The organism is Halococcus salifodinae DSM 8989 (assembly GCF_000336935.1).
Lineage (GTDB): Archaea > Halobacteriota > Halobacteria > Halobacteriales > Halococcaceae > Halococcus > Halococcus salifodinae.
Genome location: NZ_AOME01000064.1, coordinates 26,200 through 36,982 on the forward strand (window position 1 = coordinate 26,200; position 10,783 = coordinate 36,982).

The 10,783-nt window shown below is 61.4% G+C and carries 6 protein-coding genes and 1 pseudogene; 4 read left to right on the top strand and 3 right to left on the bottom strand.

All coding sequences use genetic code 11. The features are described from left to right. Window positions 1-118: 118 nt before the first annotated feature. The gene (locus tag C450_RS22115) at window positions 119-277 is read right to left on the bottom strand and encodes a hypothetical protein (protein WP_161606960.1); all 159 of its coding nucleotides are present in this window, start codon (window positions 275-277) and stop codon (window positions 119-121) included. Between the two features lie 73 nt (window positions 278-350). Between C450_RS22115 and C450_RS11780 the strand changes: the two genes are divergently transcribed. Further along, complete coding sequence (locus C450_RS11780) at window positions 351-1,505, top strand: glycosyltransferase family 4 protein (RefSeq protein WP_005043663.1); 1,155 nt, start codon at window positions 351-353, stop codon at window positions 1,503-1,505. A 25-nt stretch (window positions 1,506-1,530) separates the two neighbouring features. Here C450_RS11780 and C450_RS11785 read toward each other — a convergent pair whose 3' ends face one another. Beyond that, the gene (locus C450_RS11785; protein WP_049910156.1) at window positions 1,531-1,785 is read right to left on the bottom strand and encodes a hypothetical protein; all 255 of its coding nucleotides are present in this window, start codon (window positions 1,783-1,785) and stop codon (window positions 1,531-1,533) included. 292 nt (window positions 1,786-2,077) lie between these two features. Between C450_RS11785 and C450_RS22430 the strand changes: the two genes are divergently transcribed. The 3 genes from C450_RS22430 (at window position 2,078) to C450_RS11795 (ending at window position 5,607) form a co-directional block, all read left to right on the top strand. Further along, the gene (locus C450_RS22430) at window positions 2,078-2,242 is read left to right on the top strand and encodes a hypothetical protein (RefSeq protein ID WP_169317821.1); all 165 of its coding nucleotides are present in this window, start codon (window positions 2,078-2,080) and stop codon (window positions 2,240-2,242) included. After that, window positions 2,239-2,622, top strand: coding sequence for a hypothetical protein (locus C450_RS11790; RefSeq protein ID WP_005043667.1), 384 nt, complete (start codon window positions 2,239-2,241; stop codon window positions 2,620-2,622). Before C450_RS22430 ends, C450_RS11790 begins: the two co-directional genes overlap by 4 nt. Before the next feature lie 75 nt (window positions 2,623-2,697). Continuing rightward, window positions 2,698-5,607: a hypothetical protein gene (locus C450_RS11795; RefSeq protein WP_005043669.1), complete on the top strand. Its 2,910-nt coding sequence runs from the start codon at window positions 2,698-2,700 to the stop codon at window positions 5,605-5,607. A gap of 4,257 nt (window positions 5,608-9,864) precedes the next feature. On the opposite strand, the pseudogene C450_RS20900 reads toward C450_RS11795, so the two are convergent. Next, window positions 9,865-10,695, bottom strand: a pseudogene (locus tag C450_RS20900) (IS630 family transposase); the annotation flags it as partial. Window positions 10,696-10,783: the final 88 nt, after the last annotated feature.

Sequence of the window (10,783 nt, forward strand, 5' to 3'; positions counted from 1 at the left end):
CCAAGGGAAGGTGCAGCGCATACGTATGCCCTACGGGAATACGATGGCGATCGGAGACAACGCATTGAGGCGATCAAACGTGAGTCGTACATCGAATCAATTCATCCGAGGTGTGGATTCACAGCAGAACGCGATCGTCGACGCCCAGCTCGTTGCCGCCCAGAACGCGAACACCTCGGCCGCCCACCAACAGCGCGTCCGCGACGTCGCGGCGGCGATCATCGAAGACCGTGACGCCGACGCGATCGGTCCGACTGAATCGGACGCGATCCGACATCCGACACTCGTTTCTGACACGCTGTACGGGCCGGATCGAAAAACGATTACCGCTGTCCTGCGGATACAGCCGCGTGAGAATCGCGTTCGTCTCGAACGTCGTGCATCCGTTCGTCAAAGGCGGTGCGCAAAAGCGCATCCACGAGATCGGCACCCGACTCGCTGCCGACGGCCACGAGGTCACCGTCTACGGTCGCCAGTTCTGGGACGGTCCCGACGAAATCACCCATGAGGGTCTTACCCTCCGTGCGGTCGCGCCCGCGGCCGACCTCTACACCGACGATCGGCGCTCGATCACCGAGGCGATCGACTTCGCCGCCCGACTCGCGCGCCCGCTCCACCAACGGCTCGCCGCAAACGACCACGATCTCGTGGTCGCCTCCGTCTTTCCGTACTTCCCGGTGCTCGCTTCAAAGCTCGCGGCGCTCGGCACCAACACACCGCTGGTGACGACGTGGCACGAGGTCTGGCGCGATTACTGGGAGTCGTACCTCGGCGGCGCGGCTCCCTTCGGCAAGGCGATCGAATACGTCACTGCCCGCCTCCCCCAGCAACCGATCGCCGTCTCGGGGATCACCGCTGACCGCCTCGCCGAGATCGGTCCCTCGCGAGAGTCCATCGATGTGGTTCCAAACGGGATCGACATTGAGCGCATCCAGTCCGCACCGCTGCCCGAAGCTCACGGCTACGCTTCCTACGATATCCTGTTCGCCGGCCGGTTGATCGAAGACAAAAACGTCGCGCTACTGCTCGATGCGTTCGATGCGGTGGCCGATCGCACCGACGCAACGCTTGGGATCATCGGTGACGGACCGGAAGCCGAGCGGCTCCAGCAGCAGGCCCAACGGCTGGATCATGCGGACCGGATCGACTTTCTCGGGTTCTTGGACGAATACGATCACGTTCTCGGATATATGCGTGGAGCACGCGTGTTCGCCTCGCCGTCGACTCGCGAGGGCTTCGGGATCACCTGTGCCGAGGCAATGGCCGCCGACTGTACTGTGATCGCCGCCGACCACCCCGAATCCGCCGCGAGCGAAGTCCTCGGCGATGCTGGAATGCTGGTCCAGCCCGAGAGAGCCGCGCTTGCCACGGCGCTTGGAGAAGCACTCGCTGGCGAGCGGCCGATCTCAAACCCACAAGAGCGTGCAGCCGAGTACGACTGGGAATCAGTCGCCATCCGGGCCGAGACAACCTATGAGAAAGCACTGCAACAGCACACTGATTGAAACAGTACAAATCTGAGTCCGCGTTTCAGCTGTGGGTCGTGGAGTGATCGGTCACTTCATTCTGGCCTTTTTGCGTTATCTCGTACAAGGCAGTCCCATCATGTATTTTCTCTATATATTCGCCCATATGAAGCGCTTCGAGTCGGCGCTGGATTTGACTGCGCGTGTGCGGTGTTGCGTCAATCAGATACCCTTGGGTGGCGCGTCCTTCAGCGAGCATTTGTAGGATGGCACGATCAATCCGATTCAGTTCGGCCACGTCTGTTGTACTCGTTGCCATTCTATTGGCAAATAGGTGACGCGGTCGTATTAATGTTCATCATTGCGTGCAGTATAGCGTGCATAATGCATACATTGAAGTGAGCGGAGAGTATAGACGCAGCTAAGAAGCGCGGATCGCCTGAAGAAAGTCTTCGGGCCAGCGCTAGGACGCTGACCCGCGCTTCTCAGGAGAGAAGCATGTCACAATGCGAACCCGCCGCTATTGAATCCAGCGGCAGCGACCGACGTATCGATACAATCTCAAACGACGGACTGGCGCTCCAGACGCCATCCAGTCGGAGGGGCAGCCAGTGACCCTGCAGTACCACTGCGATACCTACGATCTCACGATCACGAGCCAGTCCTCCGGCGATAGCAGTGCGTTCGAGGCCGACGAGTACCAATGCTGTGAGCGTACCGACCCACTCGTCCACGAGGAGACGACGGGCACGACGCTGTCGGGGTGTCTACGATGACGGCCCGCAACGCCGACCACGTCATCACGACCATCTCGACCACCCCACAGCAGGCACTGTCGGGCACGGCGATCGGCACCGGCTCATTCGCGCAGTGTGCATCGTGTCAGTGCTCGACCGGCGAGGGAAGCACCGTCGCACTGCGGGCCCATCGCTTCACCGACGAGGCCCGCTGGACCACCACCACGATCCACTGTTCGCGCTGTCTGTCCGAGCACGGCACGATCACTACGCCCACCACGGGTGCATACGAGATCGTCGTCGCCGGCCGACTGACACTGCGGGGTGACGCCGCGACCCAGAGCCACCGCCTCGTCTTCACCGCCGACGAGGGCCCCGCGGCCGTACTCGATTACAGCGGCCCCGACGACGGCCGCTGACCGGTGGGCGTCTCGCTCGTCGCGCCCGGCAGGAGCCCCAGCCACCGCTCATCAGCACCGCCCACCGTCCGTTCGGTGGGACCACGCGCCAGCGAGTGGCTGCCCGACCTGCAGGAGGCGTTGCTCCCGACGGCCGTCCGGACGGTCCGCGAGCTCGCACACGCCTACGATCCACGAATCCTGCGCGACGAGCGCCCACGACTGTTCGCCCGCGAAGTACTCCACCAGCAGTACGACGTCGGGACATGGCGCAGTAGCTACCCCGAAGCGATCACGCGATACACGCTGCGCTACAGTGACCACGATCCCAACAGGCTCAACGAGCACGAACAGAAAAAGTACGATGCGCTCAAAACCGACCTTACCACCGTCGGCACCGGCCGGGATGCGGTGAACTCCGGGCTCGACATGGTGGAGGAGACAGTCGTCCCCCTTCTTCAACAAGCCCGTCCCCAGCCCACGGTCGTACTCGTCCTCGACGGGCCAGCGTGGACGGCCGTCGCCGATGAGCGCACCGCCGCCCGCGCACTCGATACGATCGCACTATTCAGCGAGGTCTGTGAACTGCACCTCGTCTGTTCGCCACGCCTCAGACAGCATCTCGACCGCCATCATCCCGAGTGGTGTGACGAGCATCTCGATCTTACTCGCTCACGGGATGGGTGGGGGCAAACAGTCCCCGGTGCGACGAGCGAACGGACACGCAACGAGGCATGGGCAACGGTCTCTCAGTTCGATCCCGACGGCGGTCGACTCACGATCCTCGAAGCACTGTCGTCCGACAGCGATCGCACAGTCCGCGAGCTCAAAGCCGACCCGGAACTCGCACTTGCAGACGGCACGATCGATCGGTACGTCCGCGAACTCGCCGACGACCACAACCTCGTCGCGATCGACAGCCGGCCGACGTCAAACCACGTCACACTCACCGAAACCGGCACAGCGGCCACAGCGCTGCTCGGGCCTGACGGACGGCCCCACCATCCCGATCAATCCCGGTTCGCAAGCGATCGTACGCGCACCCATCACGACCCAACAAGTGTAGTGTGTCGTGCCGACCGTGACGAGGAGTCCCCCACCACGACCGACGACAGCACCGCCGCCGACCACACCGACGACACAGCCCCGGCCACTCCTTCCCACTCGTCGTCGGCGTCGGCGGTCCCTGAGAGCGCACCCACCGCCGAAGAGTGGCTCGCAGACACCGACAGAGCCGACGAGAACGGCTACGTGCAGTGGCTCGACGGGCCCGACAATCGTCTCGACGCGTGGACCATGCACGAACGCCTCCGTGCCGGACAACGCTGTGCGGGCGTCACGGTCGTCGACGATCCGACCCAGCCGTTCGACGACGGCGAAGTGAGCTACATCAGCTGTTTCGACGATCACGCCCAGGTCGTCGTCCAGTGGGGTGGGGCCCTCCCCACCCTGGTACGGATCACGAGCGCCTTACTCAGCGAGCGGATGTTCGAGACGGTACTCACACCAGCCACCGTCGGCGATGATCTCGACGCGCTGTACGATGGCACACTCGACAGTGCAATCGACGACGTCCTTCGCCTCGGCGCACAGGTCGGCTGGTTCAGCGAGGACGAACACGACTACGAGGGCCTGCGCGAGCGTTACGGTGCGGTCCGTCGCCGGCTCCTCGCACGGCTGAGTACCCTCGATCGCGACGACACCGACGCCTGGAACGAACTCTGTCGGGACGCCCACGGCCTGCTCGCATCGGCGACCCAGCTCTACCATGCCAGCGATATCGATCTCACGATCCACATCCGTGTCCCCGACACCGCCACGCTCCGAGCGGGCACACAGCGCCATCAAGAGTTCTGTGACTTCTTCAAACATACCGTGCCGAAAAACGCCGTCTACGGCGTCCATTCTGCCTATCGACTGCTGTACGAACAGCGCGTCGATAAGCTCAAACACCGTCTGAGCTACGCGTTCGACGACGACCCGACGGCCGAACTCACCGCCTCATGGGTGGTCTCCGGGCCGACCGCGACCACGTTCCGTGAGGATATCGAGTCAGCCATCGCAACGAACGCAAGCGACGTTCGCGAGGTCATCCAAAAGGGCACCAGACGCGGTGTCGGCTTCGAGATTCCGGTCGTCGAGGGCAACAGCTACGCCGCCCTCCGAGGAGTACTCGACCGACAAGCGGATCGGAAGGGGTTCACCCTCAAACCCGCTGCCCGGCGCAACATCATCCGCCTAGCCACGGCAACACTCGGGACGGAACCGGGGCGCTGTTCGCCGTATGCACTCGCCGAAGCGTTGCTCGCGATGGCGCGTGCCCACCCGACGGCGACACTTGCGCCCACAGACGTCGCGTATGGGCTCACGCAGCTGCCCGCCGAGCGACTCGTCCCCTCGCTGCCGCCGACGATGCAGTCGGTCCTCAAGACGCTGCTCGTCGCCGACGACCCGCTCGGGCGGTCGACGATCGCCGCCCGCGCAGGCATCTCTACAGCGTCCTATGACCGCAACATCGACGAACTGGCGGCACTCGAGATGGTTGAGGCCACGGGCAACGGCGGCCACAGAAAATGGCAGGCGTGGGCCATTCCGTGGTGGTCGCCGATATCCGAGAGCGACACGCCACGAACGGCCGAAAGTGACGACAACGCGGTCGCCCGGCCGACTCGCTGGGACGATACAATCTATCGAATCGTATGCGCCCTCGATTGTGACTACGACGATGAGCTGTTCACCCAGCCGATCGATGTCGACGAGGTGTTTGCGACACTGCCGCGACTGGACCGGTGGCGCGGGTTCATCGAGGCCCACTACGGCCGAGGCGCAGCCAGCCCGATCGCTGAGACAGACAGCGACAGCAATAGCGATCGCCAGTCAGCAGACGGGCCGATTGACACCAATCGCACCGTCGAGATCGGAGCGCGCCCTGAAACGAACAGCCCCAACGGGACACAGCTCACGATCACACACTCCGACGATCCAGGGTCAGTTTCTCCGCCCTAGGATGGAGCTTGCAGGGGAACTCCCGCTCTGCCCGTCGCGGCTGTCGCCGGAGGCAGATGAAGGTGTACCCGACGATCCCGCGCTACGACCATCCGGCCGTCCCGATGTCCGCCGGCGATCCCTGAGATCGCACCGCCGACTCGATACGGCTCGGACGCTCGTCAGTCACCCCAAACCGCCTCATTGCAGTCGGTGTGGCGGCGACCCATGGACCGTCGGCTGGCGGTTCGCAACGAACCGGACGCCGACACAGCTGTGTTCAATGATATACATTTCCAACTTCTTCAATTTAGTTAAAATAGAGTTATAATTGTCTAATTTATATAATAAACTTTATATATTCACATAATGTAGTAAATGTGTAGGGCGATGAACCGACCGACCCGAACCCACGACCGTCGAAACCGATGACCGAATCAGAACACGCCAGCAACGAGTTCGATGAAGGTATCGCCACCGACACCAGCAGTACTGCCGATCAACCACGGCAGTACATCAGAGTTTACCCGAGCGAGGACGGCCTCGACAGGACCGCCGTCGAAAGTCAACTGCGGCACTTGCATGAGGTGCTCCAGGTGCCGTCGGATGACACGGGCGCTGCAACCATCGAATGTCTCCTCGTCTCGAGGGGCAGTCCCGTAACGAGGGTGGAGTACTATTTCGGCATCGAAAACGGCGATCTCGGCACGCTCAAACGGGAGCTTCGGGGTGTCTTTCCCGATACCTACGAACTCAGAATCGAGTCGCTATCGCTCGCCGAGATCGGCGATCCGGACGGGATCCGGGCGACCAGCGACGAGTCGTTCACGCGGCGAGACGAGCCTCATATCGCCGGTGTCGAGTATCACGCACGCGCCGAGCGACGCAACGACTGGCAGGTGGGATTGGACACGCCTGACCCAGCGGACGGGGGAACGAAAGACGACGGCGGCGACGATAGCTTCGCCTATCTGCCGCTCGCAGGGGTCCTCGAGACGATGGCGTCGACGTCCGCAACGGTCGTCTATCAATCCTTGCTCGAACCGAAAGACGACTGGACCGGACAGGCCGACCGACGACAGGAGAACCTGAAACGGGGTCGTGACACCTTCTTCGACCGAGCGATCGCCGATATCACGTCCGACGACGGGACCGATCACGAGATGACCGAGGCCGAACAACGACGATCGACTGCAGTCGGCGAGCGCGAATCCCACCGTTCGTTCGAGACCACCACCCGTGCAGCAGTGATCACGCCATCGGACGACACCGAAACGGCTCGCCGAGTCGCCGAAGAGCTCGCCTCGGCGTTCGGCTCGATCAAGAGTCGATCCTACGCGATCGAGGGGAGCGTGTTCGTCGATAACGATCGATTCCTCTCGCCGCATCTCAAAAGTACGATATTTAGCTATCGAGCAGGCAGCCGTGTGTTCGAGGCGATGCGTAATCGGAGTGTGCATCCGCCGGACACCGATCGCACACTGACGCTGGATCCCTGGACGGAAAACAGGAGTCTGGGGACCGTGGCCGACGCCCGAGAGGTGCCGTATTTCTGCTTGCTTGGCGGCGAGACCGTGACCGCCGAAGGCAATCGCGCCCTCGATATGACGCCCGGTGAGCGGACCGTCTTGCCGCTCCCGCCCGACGACCGACTCGCCATCTATCGAACACCCGGATTCACCCTTGGACGGCCAGTAACCCAGGACGGCGTCGTCACCGAGACGCCGATCGCTGTTCCGCCATCGGTCCAAACCCAACACATTCTCATGAGTGGTATCACCGGTGCCGGGAAATCGACTGCCCTCGTTACCGGAGCTCTCGACAACCACGAGGCGACTGATGGTCTCGATATCCTCATCGATCCGAAAGACGGCGGCACGGTCGACAAGTACTTGTTGGCCCACTTCATCCGTCACGGCGATCTCGATGATGTGTATTACTTCGATTGCGCGGAGATCTTACCTGCGTTTTCCTTTTTCGACATTCGTCCCGCCCTCGATGCGGGTATCCCGCGACAGACAGCCGTCGACAACACCATCGATCACTACCTCGATATCGTCAGACAGGTTATGAAGGGCGACAACTTCGCCCGAGCCGCGCGCTCGCCCGACGTGATCCGATATCTCCTCAAAGCATTGTTCGACCCGGTACACGGCAACGAATCGTTCTCTCACCGCGACCTGTACAAGGCCGCCAGACGAGTGAGTGAACACCGGACCGCACCCGCGGTCAGCGACGAGAAACTCGAAGACTCGCTCGAGAGGATCGTGGCGGATTCGTCGGATGGATCCGAAAACGTCATGTCAGGTGTGTTTACCCGTATCGGGAAGATCACCGTCGACGATCGGCTTGCACGAATTTTCGGTCATTCGCCGGACGATCGCGACGACGCGTTCGATCTCCGTGAGTANACCGTCGACGATCGGCTTGCACGAATTTTCGGTCATTCGCCGGACGATCGCGACGACGCGTTCGATCTCCGTGAGTATCTCGACGAAGATGCGCTTATCATCATCGATACCAGCGAGGTGCGGCCACAGGCCCAGCGTGGCCTGACGCTTGTCGTCCTCTCGGAGCTGTGGACGGCGCTCAAACGGCGCAAGCGCGAGAGCGAACTGATCAGCGAGCAGCCGCTCGTCAACCTCTATCTCGATGAGGCCTCGACCATCGCGACCTCCGATATGCTCGGCAAACTGCTAGCCGAGGGCCGCGGATTCAACTGTTCGCTGACGCTTTTGACACAGTATCCCAAACAGTTCAGTCGAGAGGGGACCGAACGGAACGTTCAGGAAGAAGTGCTCAACAACATCGGAACGTTGATGATTGGTGGCGTTCCGCTCGACGAGCGGCTCGCCAAACGGCTCGCAACCCATGATATGGATTTCCGGAAAGTCGGCAGCCGACTCCGTGCGATCAACGACGGCCGGTGGATGCTGAGACCCCGATCGCCGCACAAAAAGAACGATCCGGAGCTGTTTCTCGGTCACTCGGCATCGCCACCGCCGGGCGATCCGGCCGGCGATCGCCCAGCGACTGACGAAGAACTGGCGGCATACCAGAACGCGCGCCCAGCGGCGGCCGAGCGCGCTGGCGACATCAGCCTGAAAATCAAGGAGCCAAGCCTCGCCGAGACCGACGAGCAACCCGCCGACGGCGACGCGGAGCTCCCGCGCCTCGACAGCGCACTGCCGTACACCGAGCGCCTGCCCACCTGTGTCGAGTACATCCCGGAAATGCACGCGCTCAGATGTGCGGCGTGTCGGAGCCGTCACAGTCCGGACATCGATGGGATGCGTCGGGCGATCGAGTGCTGTCACAGTCTCGCGGAGATCGATCGCGATGACGTGCCGATCTGTGATCTCGATCTCAAGCTCACGCCCGAGGAACGCGCCGCCGCAGCACAAACCGACCGCCAGCTGTGTTTCCTGCAGGCGGTCCACAACGCCCAACAGCAGCGCTACGACCCGCTCGAATATGACATCGCTCGTGATAGTATGGTCAGGTTGAAAGAGTATCTCGGCATCGACAATGAGGCGGTCAAAGAGCTCACTGATAACGATCTCATGCACCGAGACACCCATCCCCACCTGCTGTACTCGGTGACCGCCGACGGCCGCGATGTGATCGGCGAGAGCCATCGTGCAGGGCTCGATCACGGCGATGGCGTCGGTGATCTGACCGAATCGAGCCAGCATATCTTCGCCGTCGAGGTCGCACGCCGATATCTCGAAGCGGCGTACGTCGACAACGACGATGAGGCAGCCGTCGAGACGCGACTGTACTACGGGGTCGACGACGGGCATCGCCTCGATCTCGTCGGGCTCGATGCCGACGGCGAGGTCGTCGTCACCGTCGAGGCCGAACGCAGCAATAACGACAAAGGGTCGGCCGTCCCAACTGACTTCGACAAAATGGCTGCCACCGGCTGTGAGGACGCCATCTGGGTCGTGATGAGCCGCTCGGACGGTCACGATGTCCTCGCCGCGCTCAACGATCCCAAAGACGGCAACCAGCGTGTTGAAGATACCTACAGCAGACAGACACCACCCCAGCAGTTCACTATCGACACTGCGGGTCTAACCGACGTCTTCCCTGTCGAGCATCTCCGCGACGAATTCGATCTCAAAGAGGCATGATGCTGTCCATGAAAACGACAGTTCATCTATAGATGAGCAAGGCGAGTGCCTCGGGGCTTGACCCCGAGGTGGTTCACACACCAGCACACCCACCGTTATCACCGTAGAGAGCGTACCAACGACCATGCCCGATCGAGACTAATCACCGAGATATCTTTTGGAAGTTGAGGAACTTCTCAGCCCACTTCTTTGCAAAGCTAATTCGTTGTGTTATTTGCTCGAAGACATCTCTAACGAGTTCATGAAACTCCGCTTCGTCTTGGACGATGATCGGCGACATCGTCCACTTCAGCTGGTCCCAGACTTTCTCGATCGGGTTGAGATGCGGTGATCCTGACGGGAGGAACACGAGGTCGATCCCAAGTTGATGCGCACGCTTACGCGTGTACTCGCAGATGTGGGATCCGTGCTTGTCCAAGACGAGCAGAATCCGCTTGCCGGGATTCTGCTCGCGCACCACCTCTAACACCTCGCAAATCCGCTCTTTCGTCTCGTCTTCAGTGAACCGCACCAGACTCTCTCCGTTGAGTGCGTAGAACCCAATCGCAGAGTCCTCGGTCTTGACCAGCGGACGTTCGATATGTGGATCATCGACGTACCAAACACGCCGCGAATTGTCGTACGGCTGGGGCTGTGACGCGTCGAGAAAGCCGAGGACAGTTCCGCCATCTGTACAGACGTCTTCGTCGACGACCCAGCCGTCTTCGCCATCACCACCCTGCTTGTTGTGAGGTTCATCATCGTCCTCGTCGAGCGCGTCATCGACGCGCTCTTCGAGGATCTCGTCTGGATTCTCTGGACGGTTCGGCCGCTTTGGGCGGGGTTTTGCGTAGGACAAGCCAAGATCGCGAAGGAATTTGCCGAGGTAATCTGGGTGGTATTCGACACCGAATTCTTCGTGGAGAAGGTGCTGAATCTCCTGTGATTTCCAGGGCTGGCCATCGCGGAGGAGTTCGAGAAGTTTGTCTTGTTTGCTCTATTGAAAATGGACGACGGCGACGGGATTACTCCGTAATGAGTTTGAGGAAACGAGGTCGAGAAGTCGATTATGGGAGTCGCGC

What these genes read in the sequence shown, in the direction of transcription:
- C450_RS22115 (WP_161606960.1), bottom strand. Translation starts at nt 277, where the DNA reads ATGTCGGATCGCGTCCGATTCAGTCGGACCGATCGCGTCGGCGTCACG.
- C450_RS11785 (WP_049910156.1), bottom strand. Translation starts at nt 1,785, where the DNA reads ATGGCAACGAGTACAACAGACGTGGCCGAACTGAATCGGATTGATCGT.
- C450_RS11790 (WP_005043667.1), top strand. Translation starts at nt 2,239, where the DNA reads ATGACGGCCCGCAACGCCGACCACGTCATCACGACCATCTCGACCACC.